A 17,378-nucleotide genomic window follows, 5' to 3' on the forward strand; every position below is an offset into this window, starting at 1 on the left:
GACCGCCTTACGGTCGGTTTTTGCTGTTCATTCATAAACGTCACAACAAAAAAGAGTGACCACCGAAGTGATCACTCTGAGTATACCGTGTTTGATTAGAGAAGAAGACCAGCGAGTGTCGCTGACATCAAGTTGGCAAGCGTACCTGCGAGAATCGCGAGGACACCCATGCGCGCGATGTCGTTCCGACGGTTCGGCGCCATTCCACCAAGACCACCGAGAAGGATGGCGAGTGATGAGATGTTGGCGAATCCACAGAGTGCGAACGCGATCATAGCTTCCGTACGTGCCGAGAGATCACCAGAACCGATGATTGGTGCGAATTCAGAGAAAGCGACGAATTCGTTCAACACGAGTTTTTGTCCGAGGAAGCTACCGAATTGAACAGCATCTGCCCATGGCACACCGATCACGAATGCGAGAGGTGCGAACACATAACCAAGAATCAATTGAAGCGTGAGACCGTCGAAACCGAACAAGCCACCGATTCCACCGAGAATCAAGTTAACGAGCGCGATCAATGAAACGAAGGCGAGAAGCATCGCACCGACGTTCAATGCAAGGAAGAGACCGTCAGAGGCACCGCGAGCGGCTGCATCGACGAAGTTCGCTGCCTTGTTCTCTTCATCTTCAGCGATTTCGATATCGTCATCCGGTACGTCTGTTTCCGGGACGATGATTTTCGCGAACATGAGACCAGCAGGAGCAGCCATGAAGCTCGCTGCGAGCAAGTACTCGAGCGGTACACCAAGAGCAGCGTATCCAGCAAGAACTGAACCGGCAACCGAGGCGAGACCACCGACCATGACAGCGAAGAGTTCCGATTGCGTCATCGTTGGAAGGTAAGGTTTGATGACGAGCGGTGCTTCCGTCTGACCGACGAAGATGTTCGCTGTCGCTGAGAGCGACTCTTTACGTGACGTGCCAAGTGCTTTGGCGAGAGCCGTACCGAGGATACGAATCACCCACTGCATGACACCTACATAGTAGAGAAGTGCGATGAGTGACGACATGAAGACGATAATCGTCAACACTTGGAACGCGAAGACGAAGTTGTCTCCGCCGACAGCTGTACCGAAGACGAAGCTGATCCCGGCGTTCGCCGTGTTCAAGACGCTTTGTACGCCGCCTGAGATCCATTCTAATGCGTTACGTCCTACTGTAGTGAAGAGGACGAGGAAGGCGAACGTAAACTGTACCGCGAAAGCGGCAAGCACGGTGCGCCATTTGATGGCTTTACGGTTGGTCGAGAAGATGTAAGCGATTCCAATTAGTGCCAAAATACCAACCACACTCATGATATTCATTGGTGTTGTGCTCCTTTCATATTGGGGAAACCTGATAATGTGATATACCCGAATCGAGATGTGTCCTACCGTTTGAAACGCTTTCTTTTTCTGTTGTTAAACGTCAGACAACCTACATTCGAACCTCTTTGAATATAACAGACCCTTTTTAAAAATGCAACGGGTCAAAACGGTCAAAATAAAAAAAGTTTGAAGGTCCTTCAAACTTTTTCACCATGCCATTTCTTCAATTTTTTCATATACATTCGTCACGAGTTGTTCCGGTGTATCCCCGGTCACGACCTCACCATCGACGAGACAAAACAAGTCAAGCGAACAGACGCCGCAGTAGCCCGTACAGCCATATTCGACGACGTCTAAGTCTGGATCGGACTCTAATTTGGCGCGGGCGATTTGTGAACCCATCGCTAAATTGGAGGCACAGAACTCAATGATCGGATTCATCATGTCATTCACCCTTCCCCTTTCCTTCAAAGCAGGAAAATGGTTCTTCTACGGCGTATTATAACATGATACAGTTGAAGTGTAACAAAGGGGGATTTTTATGCGCAAATTAGTCGTCTTGGGAGGCGGTTACGGGGGTATGCGTGTAATCGAACGTGTCCTCGGCCATCAGCTGAAGGACGTATCGATCACACTCATCGACCGTCTGCCTTACCATGGATTAAAAACAGAGTATTATGCACTTGCGGCGGGGACCGTGTCGGATCGTGACATCCGCATCGATTTTCCAGAAGAGGTCGACTACATATACGGCCAAGTCACCGATATCGATACGGGGGACAAAATGGTCCTGCTCGCGAGCGGGGAAAAAGTGCCGTACGACGACCTCGTCATCGGCCTCGGTTGCGAGGACAAGTACCATAACGTACCCGGTGCCGCCGAGTTCACGTACAGCATCCAAACGTTAGAAGAATCACGAAAGACCCAACAAGCAATCAACGGCCTATCTCCGGGATCGGTCGTCTCGATCGTCGGTGCCGGCCTGTCCGGTGTCGAGCTCGCCAGCGAGCTGCGCGAGAGTCGTCCCGACTTGACGGTCCGTTTGTTCGACCGCGGCCCGTCCGTCCTATCGTTCCTATCAAACCGAGTCTCGATGTATGTCCAGTCTTGGTTCGAGGAACATGGTGTCGAAGTCATCAACAACTCGAACATCGTCCGGGTCGACGCCGATGGGTTATGGAACCATGAACAGCACTTCGCTTCTGATTTGACGGTGTGGACCGCCGGGATTCAACCGGTCGCCGTCGTCCGCAACCAAGGTTGGGAACTCGATGGGGGTGGACGTGTCAAATTGACACCACACCACTACGTCCCGGAACAGCCCGACATCTTCGTCGTCGGGGACAACGCCAGCCTGCCGTATGCACCTTCGGGTCAGCTCGCGGAAGCGCAGGCCGAACAGATCGTCCAAGTGCTACTCTGTAAATGGAAAGGTGTCGGGTATCCGGATTTGCCGGATATCAAACTCCGAGGCACGTTAGGATCGCTTGGGAAGAAGGCCGGATTCGGCGTCTTCATGGGCAAGCAATCGCTCACCGGAAAAGTCGCACGGTTGCTCAAGTCCGGAATTCTTTGGAAACATAAAGTCATTAAATAACATGCCTGGGTCGGCCATCTCGGTCGATCCTTTTTAGTGTAAAGCAATCCATTTGTCGTTCAGCCACCGTCGTGTTGAGCCAAAAGTCTTGTATCTGAATCCCCTGTATCCTTATCTAAATATTCAGATTATTGATTCGATTGACATATTCTACCCGTTGGCAAAACTTGTTACTCTAGGGTCACGGCCGAACGACTTCGTGTCGCCTCGCCTACATAACCCGAAGGAGGAAACAAGTTGAAAAAAATCTGTAGCACTGTCCTCGCCTCATTGCTCGTCTTGTCAACCGTCCCGGAAGCCGCGGAAGCTGCTCCCAACAAATCGAAAGAACGCGTCATCGTCGTCTTCAAAGAGTCAGCGAAGAACATCCCGCTCTCAATCGAAGGCATGGAAGTTCGCCAACAGTACAAAAATCTTCCGGCCGCTGCCCTCGAAGTACCGAAGGCTGCCTTGAAGGGCTTGAAGAACAATCCGAACGTTGCCCACGTGGAAGTCGATCAAACAGTGCAAATCGAAAACCAGACGCAAGACTGGGGCATCCCGAAGTTGAAAGCCCCATCGGCTTGGCAGAGCGGATACACCGGGAAAGGCGTGAAAGTATCGGTCGTCGATACGGGGATCTCGCCGCATCCTGATTTGACGATTTCGGGCGGTGCCTCATTCAGCACAGTCACGAGCTCGTACGCGGATGACAACGGTCACGGGACGCACGTCGCTGGTATCATCGCGGCCCGTAACAACAGCATTGGGACCGTCGGGATTGCCCACGAGGCGAGCATTTACGCCGTCAAGGCACTCGAGGCGAACGGTAGCGGTAGCCTATCGAGTATTATCGCCGGGATCGATTGGTCAATCACGAACGATATGGACGTCATCAACTTGAGTCTCGGGACGACGAGTCCATCCTCAACGCTCCAACAAGTCGTCGACCGTGCCAATAATGCTGGCATCCTCGTCGTCGCGGCAGCCGGTAACAACGGACGCACCGACGGATCGGGCGACCTCGTCAACTACCCGGCCCGATACAGCTCGGCCATCGCTGTCGCAGCGACGGACATCAACAACAATCGCGCTTCATTCTCGGCTACAGGCAGCACGGTCGAAGTCGCGGCACCAGGCGTGAGCATTAACTCGACACTCGCAACTGGCGGATACGGCCAAATGAGCGGGACATCGATGGCGACTCCGTACGTCGCTGGTAACCTCGCTCTCATGAAGCAAGCGTTCCCGACGTTGTCGAGCGCACAACTCCGCTCAAAACTGTCACAAGACTCGATCGACCTTGGCGCGGTTGGACGCGACGCCTGGTTCGGAAACGGACTCGTCCAAGCTCCAACGTCTGGTGGGACGTCACAACCTGTTCAAGCACTCGCGACGACAGTATCGACATCGAAGTCGACTTATTACGCGGGTGAGCAAGTATCGATCTCATCGACGGTGCGGGACGCGAACGGCCAACCGGTCGCAAACGCCGACGTCCGTGTGACGGTCACACAACCTTACGGCACGACGCTCACAGGGACAGGCAAGACAAGTTCGACAGGCGCCATCACGTTCACGCTCTCGACAAGTTCTTCATCACAGCGCGGCACGTACCAAGTGAAGGCTGATGCGACGCTCACTGGCTACACGGCTGGTTCGGCGACGTCATCGTTCCGCCTTCTGTAACGAACAAGAGTCGAACGACAATCGTCGCTCGACTCTTTTCATGCTGTCGTCTGCTCGATGGCCGAGTAGACTTTTCGTAACTGGACGACCCCTTCATCCACGACTTCCCCATTCAAGAGGACAAGCGGATAAAACCACTCGTCTTGCTTGATCGCCTCAGCGATGTCGTCGTCAGCCGTCTCGAAATCGATGTACTCGAACTCGAACGCCTGATCCGGATATTTCCGGGCAAGCGCACTTTGCAACCATTCATATGTCTCGATCGAGCTAGGTGCCCCGACGCAGCTCGCACACTGCACCTCAGCCCCATATACCGTGATTTTCATGTCCATTCCCCCTGTTCTCTCCTATTATACAAAATTCAAGAAGTGACATCGTCACAAAACGCTCAGCGTTAATGATTGAGAAACAATCTCAAACTTGCTAGAATGAAAGGGAACCAGAAAGGGGTAGATACCATGGAAATGTTTGATCAAGTCCAAGAAGTACTCGATAAATTACGCCCGTTCTTGCTTCGCGACGGCGGTGACGTCGAACTCGTAGACGTGGAAGAAGGCATCGTCAAACTTCGTTTGATGGGTGCATGCGGCAGCTGCCCATCTTCAACCATCACTTTGAAAGCCGGGATTGAGCGTGCGCTCATCGAAGAAGTACCTGGCATCGTTGAAGTCGAACAAGTATTCTAAACAAAAAGGGAGACGTGAGTCATCCCTTTTTTTTCATGCATGCGTCCATTCATCTAAGCTTTCGACCATATAGGTCGGGAGCTTTTCTTGTTCTTGGATAAAGGCCGGACCGTGTACGCCCGAATTGACATGAAGCGTCCGGAGTCCACCGTTGATCCCGAACAAGATGTCGGTATGATAGTTATCCCCGACCATGACGACCTCTTCTTTTGTGAGACCGATCATCTCAAGGGCGATATCGACCATGACCGGTTCCGGTTTTCCGATGAAGAATGGGTCTTTTTCCGTCGTCACAGCCAAGACGGATGTGAGCGCCCCGTTCCCAGGCAAAAAGCCACGTTCGGTCGGGATGGCGATATCGCCGTTCGTCGAGATGAAGCGGGCACCGGAACGAATCGCGAGTGCGCCTTTCGCCAACTTCTCGTAAGTGATATGGCGGTCGAGCCCGATGACGACATAGTCCGCCTTCGCCTCTTCCGTCACGTGGAAGCCACGTTCTTCAAGCGCTAAACGCAAGCCGTCTTCCCCAATCATGTAAACCGTCGCGCCCGGCGTCATCTTCTCGATGTAACGGGCCGTCGCCATGGCGCTCGTCAATACGTGCTCCGGTGTGACATGTACACCCATCGAGACGAGCTTATCTGCCACTTGTTTCGGCGTCATCGACGCATTGTTCGTGACGAACAAGTACGGGAAGCCCGTTGCTTCGAGTCGATTCACGAAATCGACCGCTGCTTGAATCGGGGCTGTCCCCGCATAAATCGTGCCGTCTAAGTCAAATAAGTATCCTTTAATCGAATCCATCCAATCACTCGCTTTCTGGTAGAAATGCTGACACAGGTCCAAGTTCCACTTCGATATAATGCCGGACCTGCTCTGGGAATGCCTCGAACGTCGCTCTATAGCGCTCGACCCAAGCGTCGAATCGGTCCGAGTCTGCCGTGACGAACTCCCGGACGTAATGAGCCCGTAGCGCCACGAGCGCTTTTGCGGCTACTGCCGTCTCGGCATCGAGCACGCGTTCATCGAGCAAAATATCGACGATGTCCTCATAACTGCCCGGGTCGCGCATGATGAAGCCATCAATCATCGAGTTGCCGACATCAATCACGCCTTCCATCAAATGGACGGCCAACCGCTGTTTCGCCAGTTCGACCGTGAAGGCGTCCCCCTCTAATTGATCAAGTCGTCCGAGCATCGTCTCCATATGAGCCAACGTCTCATTAATCTTTTGTCTATTCACAAAATACATCGTAATCCCCCCTGCCTCCTATAGTAATCCTTTTTCTCGTTTGAGAAAAGAATCTCTCCTATTTACATCATTTATTCGATTGTGATACACTAATACACAGATAAACACAGCAAATAGTATGACACATTAAACAGACATCACGTGGAGGGTACAACACTATGGAACGAGAATTAGCGCTAGAGATCGTACGGGCAACTGAAGCAGCAGCACTTGCCTCATCAAAATGGATCGGCCGCGGTCAAAAAAACGAGGCGGATGACGCAGCCACATCAGCGATGCGCGAAGTGCTTGGAACGGTCAATATGGACGGCACGGTCGTCATCGGTGAAGGCGAACTCGACGAGGCACCGATGCTCTATATCGGCGAACGACTCGGCACGACGTTCGGACCGGAAGTTGATATCGCGGTCGACCCACTCGAAGGAACATCGATTGTGGCTAAAGGACTCGGAGACGCGATGGTCGTTATCGCCGTTGCCGATAAAGGCGCCCTCCTCCACGCACCGGATATGTATATGGATAAACTCGTCGTCGGACCGAACTTAAAAGGGAAAGTCTCGCTCGACGAACCGCTCGAATCGATCATCGAGAAGGCAGCCCTCTATAACGGCAAGCGTATCGAAGAAGTCACGGTCATCATGCAAGACCGTGATCGCCATGAGCACTTGCGTCAAGCGGCGATGAACATGGGCGCTCGCGTCAAGCTGTTCGAAGACGGAGACGTCTCGGCGGGAATCGCGGCAGCCGTCAAATCAAATCCGATTGACATCTTTATCAGCACGGGCGGCGCCCCGGAAGGCGTCATCACGGCAGCGGCCGTCAAAGCGCTCGGTGGCGACATGCAAGCACGCCTTCACCCGATGAACGAAGAAGAGACGGCGCGCGTCATCTCGATGGGCATCGACGACCCGCTCCAATTGCTCACAATCGACGACCTCGTCAAGAGCGATGACTGCATCTTTGCGGCGACAGGCGTCACGTCAGGCGAACTGCTCGACGGCGTCAAATTCTTGACGGACGATATCGTCGAAACGACGTCGCTCGTCATGCGCTCGAAAACGAAGACGATTCGTAAAGTCGTCGCCGAGCACACGTTGTCACTCAAGCCATACCTCCAAAAACAAGAAATCAACGCATGATAATACCTCCGCTCTCGATGAGCGGAGGTTTTCGTTTAGAATCCTTGTTCGAAATCCGTTCCGGCATGGTTTGTCTGTAGTCGTTCCGCTTGACGAATCGAGTCGTAGAACGTCGCGTACGTCGTCGTGAAGTACGGGTAGACGTACAAGAAACCGATTCCGAGCGTGAACACCCCGACGAAGAACCAACCGATGAATGAGAGGACGAGTTTGAACGCGTCCATCTTATGCCCATCCATCATGCGGCGTGATTCCGTGATCGCCTCAAGGGCCGATAGTTCCGGTTGGTCCCGTAAAATGTAGTACGTCAGTGAGTACGAGAACCCTTTGATGATTCCCGGGATCACGAGGAGCAACGTCCATAAGAAAATGAACAATCCCATGAAAAATGGGGCGAGCACGTGCTTGACGTAGCCCGTTTTAAATGGCTCGAACAACTTTGAGACGCCTGGCCGCTCGCCGCGTGAAACGGAAAGGACGAGCCACGCCCAGCCGATCGTGAGCGGTGCAATCAACAAAGTGAGAAGAAGCGACAAGAACGTAAGTCCCGTGTCAGCCGCTGTCGGTATCGCCTCTGGGTCTATAGGGACAGGCGGCGCGAACGATTGTGGAATCCCGTTCAAGACGACGAATAAAATTAATAGCCCGGCCATCAGCCAACGCTTTCCGGTTAACATTTTTTGTGCATGTTGTTTTAACTGTACAGTCATTTTTCATCATCCTTTTTATGAGGTCTTTCCTAAGTGTACGTCATCGCCTCCAGAAAAGTTTCAAAAAACCACGAAAAAAGGGAAAAGGTTTTTCCCCTCCCCCTCAATACATCACATTGCCCATGAAAAACTGTGACATCGATAAAATAAATAAGAGCACACCTGTGGCCACTGCCGCCAACGAAATGATTTTAAATAGACGGCTTCTCAGAAACGCCTGGCGATATTCAAAGCGGCGGATCAGCAATACGTGGACAACCTCATAGAGAAGGACTCCGGCCGTGAAGTAAAACGTCATGATACTCCCTAACCCGAAGAACAACATCGCAAGTAAGCCCAGACCGAAGTTATGAATTCGGTTGTGGACGTCATCGCGGTCACCGACGGTCGCCGTTTGTACGTGTTGCATACTTCCACCTCACTTCCAAAACCCGAACAGAAACAATTGCTATAAATATAAGTTATCACAATTTTCCCACCCCTAAACCTGTCACACCGTCTTTTCACCTAAAAGAAACATTTGGAAAATAAATGTAACAAAAAAGCGCTGATGTCATCAGCGCGTCATATGCCGGTCGAAGGTTCAGCTTCTTCCGACTTATTGAATTTGCGTTTCAGTTTGAGCGGTTGTTTCGTGCCGCCGAAGACCGGACCGTCTTCCGCCTCATCGATTTCCGTCTCTTTCTTGAGCACGAAGAACGGGCACCCAAAGTTACAGTATTCATACACGTAATCCATCACATGGTCGATCCGGTTATCATATGTCGCGAATTTGGATTTTGTCTCATAAAATCCTTTCAACCGAAGTTGTCCGTGACCCCAGTCCCCGACGATATAATCATACTTATCGAGCACGTCGCTATAGCGTGCGATGAATGCCTCCTCGTCAAAACCGTCCCGTTTTTCTTCGATGACGGTATAGCCGTGGCGATTCACTCTAATCATGTTTCACACCTCCACTCTCCTATCATATCATGCCGACCGGCCCCGCCCCTATCCTTTTCGGATGGCATTATGGCGTGTCACAATCGTTTCCCGCAACACATCACGGAGCAGTTCTGGCATGAAGTAACGCTTCGTCTGGTCGGCCAAGTAAGGAAGGAGCGGACCGAACGTGAACATGTCGACCGTGGCGACGCGATACATCTCATCGAGCTCGACTTCCTGACCGTGGACGTAATAGCGACCATGCCTCAACTCGAGTCCGTGGACAATCGGGGCACCAAGCACCGTTCCGCGAAATCCGAGGCCACGGACATGCATCGTCGTGAACGCTTCTTCTTGGACATCGTTTAAAAAACGAATCAGCGTGGCTCCGTCCAGCGAGAGCAGACAAGGATTGATCGGATGCGGACAGATGCGGTGAAGCATATTGAGCGTGACGTGCCCCGGCAATAACCCTTCCAATAGGACGCCTGCCGGGATCACGCTCACTTCAGCGTCACACCAGTCCGCAAGCCCGCCTGCCAACAGTTCACCGAGGGCAGATGGGCCGAACCAGTCGCTCGGATAACCCGGCGTGTCAGCGATGGTCACGTCGAGCAGCCGCTCGGCTTGGCTGTATTCTTCTTGTAAGGTCGAAATCGTCGCTTCATCTGTCTCTCGTTCCGTTAAGTCGTGCAAACTGGCCCGCTTCTCGATGATTCGGTTCCCATCGAGGGTGAGTTCCACTTCCCCGACGTATTGCCCGTATTTGCCGGCCTGGGCGATCAGGACGCCGTTCGTGACGACCCCGTCATCGAGCACGTGATGGGTATGGGCCCCGAGGATGACATCGATTTCCGGAAATGCTTCGGCGAGCCGCTCATCGGCGTAAAAACCGAGGTGGCTGAGGGCGATGACGACATCACAGTCTCGAAGTGTTTCAAGCGCACGTTTCGTCGCCGCGTGCGGGGCTTCGATGGCCCAACCGAGTTCCGGATAAAGTTCTTCATACGGTGCCGTCACGCCGAACAGCCCGATGCGGAGTCCGTCTCGTTCGACGACGAGCGTCTCCGTCGCCCAATCGGGTCTCGTGCCATCCGCCTGATAGACGTTCGCGAGCAACACCGGGAACTCCGCCTCTTCGTATAGATGGGCGAGCCAGTCATGCGGGAACGTGATGCCTTCGTTGTTCCCAATCGTGACCGCCGTCGGTTGGACGCGATTGAGCAGGCGGACGTTCACTTGTCCCCGCGTCACTTCCGTCGCCGGATGGGTCCGGTCGGCATGGTCGCCGAGATCGAAGACGAGCGTCTCTTCTGTCCGGTGCTCGTTCAAAAACGAGACGAGACGCGGCCAGTTATGAAATTTCGAATGTAAGTCATTATAATGATACATCGTGATCGTTCTCAAGACGATTCCCCTTCCTAGAACAGGCTGATTTGGCTCGGGGCGAGCTCATATTCGGCACCGAGGATCTCGATCAACCGTTTGGCGTTCGGTACCGCGTCTCCGGCCGAGTTGTTGTTGAAGTAGACGTACACCGACTTCGCCGCTGCGTCGACTTGTTTAAGCGCCGCCGCGAGCTCTTGCAGTTCGTCTTCACTATAGCGATACAGACAACGCACATGACGCCACTCTTGGCTCGTCATTCCTGGTTTTCTAAGCCAGCCAGCCGTGTTGCGCCCGTGTAAGCGCACGACGGCCACTTCCGGATTGGTCACGACCGGCACGAACGGGATGCTGCTCTCTTTCGTCTGCGGCTCATCACAGATCGTGTTGATGAACCGAAGTTCCGTCAAGAAAGCGAGCGTCCGCTCCCGGAACGCCTTGGAGAACCAAGTCGGGTTGCGGAACTCGATCGCGATGTCATAGTCCTTCAACTCGTCGCGAATCGTCCGCAAATAATCGAGATGCGGCTTTGAGACGTCAAACCACGGCGGCAGCTGGACGAGCACGGCCCGTAGTTTTCCGGCCTGCTTCAACGGTTCGACCGAGGTCCGGTATCGTTCGAACAGTTCGGCGAGCGGTAATTTCGGTTCGCGGTCATGTCCGCTCATTTCCCTGGAAACTTTGACGACGAACTGGAACGTTTCTGGTGTCTCCTGGTTCCACTTCTCATAGTTCTTCACAGGTTGAATCGCATAAAACGAGGAATCGATCTCGACGGTCGGAAAATGCCCCGCGTAGGTCGACAGTTTATGTTTACGTTCTTCCGGGTTCGTATAGAGCAAATCGTGGTCGCCCCATCCCGTCACACCGACATAAATCATCATGTTCCCTCCTCACATCATTGTTCGAACGTGGCCGTCGCTTTCCGCTTCGACCAGTTCAACGTTCCGGCGAACGTCACGAGCAACAGGACGAGTCCCATCACGAACGGATAGCGCATATCGATATCAAACGCAATCCCGGCGAGCGTCGGCCCGACGATATTGCCGATGCTCATATAGGCGTTGTTCATCCCCATCGCAAACCCTTGTTCCTTATCGGCCATTTTCGACACGAGCGTATTCAACACCGGTCGTAAAATCGACGTCGACAAGAAGATAATCAACGTGACGGCGAAGAAAATCGTGTAAGACCCGGCGAACAGCGAGAACAAGAAGCCGAGCGCGGCGAGCATGATGAAGATGAGCACGACTTTGATCTCACCGAGCAATGAAACGAGACGGTCGACGGCGAACAGCTGCACGATGACGCTGACGATGCCTGTCCCGGTGATCATGACCGCGATTTGTTGCGGTGTCGCGCTGAACGTCTCACTGACGAACAAGCCGAGGACAGATTCATACGCCATCAAACCGAACGCCATGACCAAGTTGATGACGAGCACGAAGAAATACGGCTTCCGTGTCGACGACACGAGTTGGCGCGGCAACGACTCGCTCTCGCTCGTTTGAACGTATGGCTCTCGATCCGGTTCCTTCAATAGAATGATCGACGAGATGACGGCGACGAACGAGACGATCGCCGACAAGAGAAGCGGCGCCTTCAAACCGAACTCAGCGAAGAAACCACCGATCCCCGGTCCGATAACGATCCCGAGCGACATTGCCGCGGAAATATAACTGTTCCCTTTCGCCCGTTGCTTGAGTGTGGTGATGTCGGCCACGTAGGCGAAAATCGCCGGAATCAATAGCGCGGCCCCGACGCCGCCGATTGCCCGTGAAATCAAGAGGACGGTCAGGTTGTCAGATAAGTAAAAGACGCCCATCGAGACGGTAAAGCCGATCAGACCTAAAATAATCATTAGACGGCGTCCGTAAACATCCGCCCATTTCCCGGCGATCGGCGACATGAGCAACTGGGCCCCTGCGAAGACTGAGATCATGAGACCGGCAGCAGTGCCGCCTTCTCCGATCATCTTCAAATAATCAGGAATGATCGGAATGATGATCCCGAATCCTGCTACAGCGATGAACATGTTCAACATGAGAATCGCCAATTGTTTCTTTTGTTTAGTCGTCAATGTATGTCACTTCCTTTTCATCCTTTCATTTTACTTGTTGATGAATGGAATGAGCAAACGATAAGACAGCAAAACACCCATCCTTGACCAGAGGATGGGTGTTCGTTCACTTGCTTATGAGATGCGTGATTGAGCGAGTAATTGATTGGAACGTTGTTTCGGTAAGAAAAGCGTAATCACATACACGATCAACGTTGGAACCGCCCAGGCGAGCCCGATCTCAGCCATCGGCAAGTTCGTGATCCATTCGGTTGCAGCAGACGGCGCCAAACCGTGTGTCGTCTCAAAGAGCGAGAGCACGAGGGCCGTATACACTGTCGCCTTCATGGCGACGTGAGGGTTGCGTTGAATCCGTTCCGTGATCGACACGAGAACGAGTGCGATCATGACCGGATACAAGAGCGTGAGAAGCGGTCCCGCGATTTGAATCAACGTACCGATTCCGACGAGTGAGATGAGATAGCCGAACAACGTCGTCGCGATAACGACCTGATAATACTTGAGTGATTCGAACGTGTTGCTGATGAAGCGTGAGAACTCAGTGATGAGCCCGACCGCTGTCGTCAAACAAGCGAGGAAGACTGCTGCCCCAAGTGCGAGCATTCCGACTTGTCCGAATGAAGAACCGGCGAACGCTTGAAGCAAGCTTGCGCCATCTGTCGTCCCCGTTTGACCCGTCATATTCGCTCCGATCGATCCGAGCGAGATATAGACGAGCATCAAACATGTGACGGCAAGTAAGCCTGACGAGCGGAGAAGCGAAGACGCTTCTTTTTGGTCTGTCATACCGTTCGCTTTGAGCGTGACAAGCACGATGGCCCCGAAGACAAGTGCGCCGAAGACGTCCATCGTCAAGTAACCTTGTTTGAAACCTTCCCCGAGCGCACCGATCCATGTCTCATATCCTTCTGCTGGTGCGACCGGCTTCCCGAGTGGAGCCACGAGGTTCGTGATTCCGATTGCCGCAAGCAAGAGCAAGAGGATTGGTGTGATGATGCGTCCGATGATTTCAATCAATTTTTGAGCGCGTAACGTCAAGAAGAACGTTAATCCGAAGAAGACAGTTGAACTGATTGCGAGCGTGAGCGTAGATGGCGCACCGAGGAACGGTACGACTCCCATCTCATACGTGACGGCTGCCGTCCGAGGAATCCCGAAGAACGGCCCGATTGCCACGTACATTAATCCCGTCAAGACGAGAGCAAGACGCTTCGGAATATACCGAGCGATTTGGTCAGACCCACCGCCGACCCGCGCGACTGCGAAGAGCGCGAGTAATGGTAGCCCGACGCCGGTAATGACGAAACCGACTAGGGCTGGGACGAGGTTCTGTCCTGCCATCGCACCTAGCATCGGTGGGAACAGCAAGTTCCCGGCCCCGAAGAATAATGCGAAAATCGTGAACGCTAACGGGAATAATGTCGATTTTTTCATACAACTACCTCCACATACATGTAATACCTTCCGTGTTACCCAATGAATCAAATGACTAAATTTTCTGACAATAAAGCGCTCGGTCTATTTCATTATACACACTTTCATTTTTTTGACCACCCTATCCTTATAAATGATGTTTATTTTTTTGAAATGTGGATTTTTCATATGGAACCGTTCCCTCATTTTACAAATTATCGGCGAGTAAATGAGGGAGGATTGCTCTTTATGAGAGAAATGGTCAATAACGGATATCGAATTTCCGGAAGGATTCGATCGTCGCCTCTTCGGCTTCGATGCGTTCGACCCCGACAAAACGATTGCCGTCATATAAAGCACGTTTATAAGATTCGAGTCTCTCCGCGTCTCCTTCGATTTGAAGTTCGACCGTCCCGTCATTCAAGTTCCGAACCCAACCCGTGATGCCGTATTCAAGCGCTGTCGCTTGAGCGAAGTAGCGGAAACCGACCCCTTGGACCCGGCCTGATACGATGAGATGCTGTGCTTGTTTCATCTATGTTTCCTCCTTTGATTCGAAAGAATGGGTTTAGCCCCCGTCTAGTTAGGCAAAAATATATAAGTAAAATACTGGATAGGAGTGATGATGTGAATCAACTTGTGAATGTAGTGACGAGGTTTTCAGATTGGCTGTGGGGTGTGCCAATCATTTCGTTACTCGTGTTATCTGGACTCTATTTGACGATTCGGTTAGGATTCTTCCAATTCCGATACCCGCTATACATATTGCAACAAACGTTAGGCAGTGTCTTTAAAAAACCAAAAGGCGAAGGCGACATCAGTCCTCGCCAAGCACTCACGTCGGCCTTGTCGTCGACGATCGGTGCCGCCAACATTATAGGGGTACCGGCCGCGATCATGTTTGGGGGACCTGGGGCCATCTTCTGGATGTGGGTCATCGCCGTCGTCGGGATGGCCATCAAGTTCTCAGAGAGCGTCCTCGCTGTCCGTTACCGCGAGAAAAACGAGGCCGGGGAATTCGTCGGCGGGCCCGTCTACTATATGGCCAAAGGCTTGAAGTTGAAATGGCTCGCTTCCTGGTTCGCTTTCGCTCTCATGATTGAACTCATCCCGAGCATCATGGTCCAAGGGAACGCCGTCAGTTCGGCCGTCCGTGAGACATTCGACGGCAACACGCTCGTGACCGGGATTACCGTCGCCGGACTCGTCGCCCTCGTCGTCTTCGGCGGAGTGAAGCGAATCGCCAAAGTAACAGAAGTCATCGTCCCGGCGATGGCGCTCGTCTATGTCGGTGCCGGGTTCATCATCGTCTTGATGAACTTCTCGCAAATCCCGGAAGTACTCGGGCTCATCTTCTCGTACGCGTTCCAACCGATGGCTGCCCTTGGTGGTTTCGCCGGTGCCGCGATTGCCGAGACGATTCGTTGGGGCTTCGCCCGTGGTCTCTATTCGAACGAGGCGGGACTCGGGACGGCTCCGATCGCCCATGCGGCCGCTCAGACGGATCATCCGGTCCGTCAAGGCTTCTGGGCCGTCATCGGCATCGTCATCGATACGCTCATCATCTGCAGCACGACGGCGTTCGTCGTCTTGTCTTCTGGTGTATGGACGCAGGATGGCGCGATGAACGATCCGGCCGCTCTGACGACGATCGCATTCCAACAGTACTTCGGATACACGGGTAGCCTGCTCGTCACGATCTCGCTCATCTTCTTCGTCTTGTCGACGATTATCGTCATCATCTTTTACGGATCGCGCCAAGCTGAGTACTTGTTCGGTTTGACTGCAGGGAAGTTGATGAAAGTCGTATATATCGCCTCGATCGTCATCGGTGCGATCGGCGGCGCCCAAATGATTTGGAACTTCCTCGACTTCATGCTCGCGATGATCCTCATCCCGAACATGATCGCCGTCTTGATGTTGAGCGGTGAAGTGAAGCGCTTGACGACCGAGTTCTTCACGTCCGAGAAATATTATAAGAAAGACGTCGCCGAGAAGAAGGCGTCGTAACGACAAACCCGGCTGCAATCGCAGCCGGGCCTTTTTTATGAACTCGATTCAATCTTGTCGATCGCTTGACGAATCCGTCCGACCGAGGCGTCGAACTGTTGTTGTTCCTCGTCCGTCAGTTCGATCTCGACGATTTGGCGGATACCGGTCCGATCGATCAAGGCCGGTACGCCGATATGGAGCCCAGAGGCACCGTATTCTCCGTCGAGATGAGCACCGATCGTCACGACGGAGTTCTCGTTCCGGACGATGGCGCGGACGATCCGGAGGAGCCCGAGCCCAATCGCGTAGTACGCCGCGCTCTTATATTCGATAATTTGATTCGCCGCATCGCGGACCCCTTGATAGATGGCATCCAAATCTTCTTGGCGGTACGATTCATTCTCCTCAAGTAACTGTTTCATCGACTTCCCGTAAATGCGGGCATTGTCCCAGGCGACGAATCCCCCGGCGCCATGCTCGCCCATGTAATAGACGTGGCAGTTCCGTGATGACAAGTCGAAGTACTCACCGACTTTATAACGAAGACGGGCCGTGTCAAGCACCGTACCTGAACCGATGACGCGGTGCTTTGGCAAACCTGACGCCTCAAAGGCGACGTGCGCCATGACGTTGACCGGGTTCGTGGCGACGACGATGATGCCATCGAACCCGCTCGCCATGATTTGTTTCGTGACGTCACGGACGACGACCGCGTTTTGTTCGGCCAGGTCCATCTGGGTCTGACCGAGCTTTTGAGCGGCACCGGCCGTGATGACGACGATATCGGCGTCACGGCAGTCCGAGTAGTCCCCTGCCCAAATCCGGACCGGGCTCGGCGCGAACGAGATGCCGTGGTTGAGGTCCATCGCCTCCCCTTCGGCCTTGGCGTGGTTCGAGTCGATCAAGACGAGCTCTTCACAGAGCGCCGCCATCGACAGTTGATAGGCGAAACTGATACCGACCCAGCCGGCGCCGACGACGGCGATGCGGGTGATGTCTTTTGGATCAATCGCTTCCATTCAATCATTCCTCCCTAAAAGCAGTCTCTCTCTTAGCATACCCGACTCGCCTTCGTTTCACGACAAAAAAAGCGAACTCCCTTGTAATCTGTACCCCTTGTAAAGGACAATAATAAAAAAACTTATGCTGATTCAAGGAGATGATTCCTGTACTGTACGGGAGTCATCTTTTTCATGTTCCATTGATAACGATGATGGT

At 53.0% G+C, this 17,378-nt stretch carries 20 protein-coding genes; 5 read left to right on the forward strand and 15 right to left on the reverse strand.

The window, feature by feature from the left end:
- Positions 1-95: 95 nt before the first annotated feature.
- Positions 96-1,307 carry a NupC/NupG family nucleoside CNT transporter gene (locus tag KNP02_RS01485; protein WP_214706594.1) on the reverse strand — a complete coding sequence of 404 codons (1,212 nt, stop codon included), beginning with the start codon at positions 1,305-1,307 and terminating at the stop codon, positions 96-98.
- A 210-nt stretch (positions 1,308-1,517) separates the two neighbouring features.
- Positions 1,518-1,754: a YuzB family protein gene (locus tag KNP02_RS01490; RefSeq protein WP_021065517.1), complete on the reverse strand. Its 237-nt coding sequence runs from the start codon at positions 1,752-1,754 to the stop codon at positions 1,518-1,520.
- A 97-nt stretch (positions 1,755-1,851) separates the two neighbouring features.
- Between KNP02_RS01490 and KNP02_RS01495 the strand changes: the two genes are divergently transcribed.
- Both KNP02_RS01495 and KNP02_RS01500 read left to right on the forward strand, forming a co-directional pair.
- Entirely contained in the window at positions 1,852-2,907 is a 1,056-nt protein-coding gene (locus KNP02_RS01495; protein ID WP_034778394.1) for an NAD(P)/FAD-dependent oxidoreductase, read from the forward strand.
- A gap of 237 nt (positions 2,908-3,144) precedes the next feature.
- Positions 3,145-4,575: a S8 family serine peptidase gene (locus tag KNP02_RS01500; protein ID WP_214706596.1), complete on the forward strand. Its 1,431-nt coding sequence runs from the start codon at positions 3,145-3,147 to the stop codon at positions 4,573-4,575.
- A gap of 38 nt (positions 4,576-4,613) precedes the next feature.
- Here the strand turns inward: KNP02_RS01500 and KNP02_RS01505 are convergent, their stop codons facing one another.
- Positions 4,614-4,907, reverse strand: coding sequence for a DUF1462 family protein (locus KNP02_RS01505; protein WP_138859124.1), 294 nt, complete (start codon positions 4,905-4,907; stop codon positions 4,614-4,616).
- Positions 4,908-5,003: 96 nt separating this feature from the next.
- Between KNP02_RS01505 and KNP02_RS01510 the strand changes: the two genes are divergently transcribed.
- Complete coding sequence (locus tag KNP02_RS01510) at positions 5,004-5,261, forward strand: NifU family protein (protein WP_232819607.1); 258 nt, start codon at positions 5,004-5,006, stop codon at positions 5,259-5,261.
- A 33-nt stretch (positions 5,262-5,294) separates the two neighbouring features.
- Here KNP02_RS01510 and KNP02_RS01515 read toward each other — a convergent pair whose 3' ends face one another.
- Together KNP02_RS01515 and KNP02_RS01520 are read right to left on the reverse strand one after the other, a co-directional pair.
- Positions 5,295-6,065, reverse strand: coding sequence for a TIGR01457 family HAD-type hydrolase (locus KNP02_RS01515; protein ID WP_214706604.1), 771 nt, complete (start codon positions 6,063-6,065; stop codon positions 5,295-5,297).
- A gap of 4 nt (positions 6,066-6,069) precedes the next feature.
- Positions 6,070-6,513 carry a DUF86 domain-containing protein gene (locus KNP02_RS01520; RefSeq protein ID WP_214706606.1) on the reverse strand — a complete coding sequence of 148 codons (444 nt, stop codon included), beginning with the start codon at positions 6,511-6,513 and terminating at the stop codon, positions 6,070-6,072.
- Positions 6,514-6,671: 158 nt separating this feature from the next.
- Here KNP02_RS01520 and glpX point away from each other — a divergent pair, with 158 nt between their 5' ends.
- On the forward strand, positions 6,672-7,652 hold the full coding sequence (gene glpX, locus KNP02_RS01525) for a class II fructose-bisphosphatase (RefSeq protein WP_214706613.1): 981 nt from the start codon (positions 6,672-6,674) through the stop codon (positions 7,650-7,652).
- Between the two features lie 35 nt (positions 7,653-7,687).
- On the opposite strand, the gene KNP02_RS01530 is transcribed toward glpX, so the two are convergent.
- The 8 genes from KNP02_RS01530 to KNP02_RS01565 form a co-directional block, all read right to left on the reverse strand.
- Entirely contained in the window at positions 7,688-8,362 is a 675-nt protein-coding gene (locus KNP02_RS01530; protein WP_214706616.1) for a DUF975 family protein, read from the reverse strand.
- 103 nt (positions 8,363-8,465) lie between these two features.
- The gene (locus KNP02_RS01535; protein ID WP_214706618.1) at positions 8,466-8,771 is read right to left on the reverse strand and encodes a hypothetical protein; all 306 of its coding nucleotides are present in this window, start codon (positions 8,769-8,771) and stop codon (positions 8,466-8,468) included.
- Between the two features lie 155 nt (positions 8,772-8,926).
- Entirely contained in the window at positions 8,927-9,307 is a 381-nt protein-coding gene (locus tag KNP02_RS01540; protein WP_214706624.1) for a YutD family protein, read from the reverse strand.
- Positions 9,308-9,355: 48 nt separating this feature from the next.
- Positions 9,356-10,696: a bifunctional metallophosphatase/5'-nucleotidase gene (locus KNP02_RS01545; RefSeq protein WP_251129082.1), complete on the reverse strand. Its 1,341-nt coding sequence runs from the start codon at positions 10,694-10,696 to the stop codon at positions 9,356-9,358.
- 14 nt (positions 10,697-10,710) lie between these two features.
- Positions 10,711-11,556, reverse strand: a complete 846-nt coding sequence (locus KNP02_RS01550; protein ID WP_214706626.1) for a DUF72 domain-containing protein — start codon at positions 11,554-11,556, stop codon at positions 10,711-10,713.
- Between the two features lie 17 nt (positions 11,557-11,573).
- On the reverse strand, positions 11,574-12,755 hold the full coding sequence (locus KNP02_RS01555; protein WP_034778427.1) for an MFS transporter: 1,182 nt from the start codon (positions 12,753-12,755) through the stop codon (positions 11,574-11,576).
- Positions 12,756-12,869: 114 nt separating this feature from the next.
- Positions 12,870-14,189: a branched-chain amino acid transport system II carrier protein gene (gene brnQ / locus KNP02_RS01560; RefSeq protein ID WP_214706628.1), complete on the reverse strand. Its 1,320-nt coding sequence runs from the start codon at positions 14,187-14,189 to the stop codon at positions 12,870-12,872.
- A 241-nt stretch (positions 14,190-14,430) separates the two neighbouring features.
- Complete coding sequence (locus tag KNP02_RS01565) at positions 14,431-14,703, reverse strand: acylphosphatase (protein WP_034778432.1); 273 nt, start codon at positions 14,701-14,703, stop codon at positions 14,431-14,433.
- Positions 14,704-14,795: 92 nt separating this feature from the next.
- Between KNP02_RS01565 and KNP02_RS01570 the strand changes: the two genes are divergently transcribed.
- Positions 14,796-16,178: an alanine/glycine:cation symporter family protein gene (locus KNP02_RS01570; RefSeq protein ID WP_214706636.1), complete on the forward strand. Its 1,383-nt coding sequence runs from the start codon at positions 14,796-14,798 to the stop codon at positions 16,176-16,178.
- Positions 16,179-16,213: 35 nt separating this feature from the next.
- Here the strand turns inward: KNP02_RS01570 and KNP02_RS01575 are convergent, their stop codons facing one another.
- Positions 16,214-17,179 (reverse strand): L-lactate dehydrogenase, encoded by a 966-nt coding sequence (locus KNP02_RS01575; protein ID WP_214706638.1) that lies wholly within the window; start codon positions 17,177-17,179, stop codon positions 16,214-16,216.
- A 122-nt stretch (positions 17,180-17,301) separates the two neighbouring features.
- On the reverse strand, positions 17,302-17,378 hold a 77-nt coding region (locus tag KNP02_RS15030; protein WP_353048771.1), incomplete at its 5' end, for an IS3 family transposase.

The organism is Exiguobacterium sp. s40, from assembly GCF_018617905.1.
Lineage (GTDB): Bacteria > Bacillota > Bacilli > Exiguobacteriales > Exiguobacteriaceae > Exiguobacterium > Exiguobacterium mexicanum_A.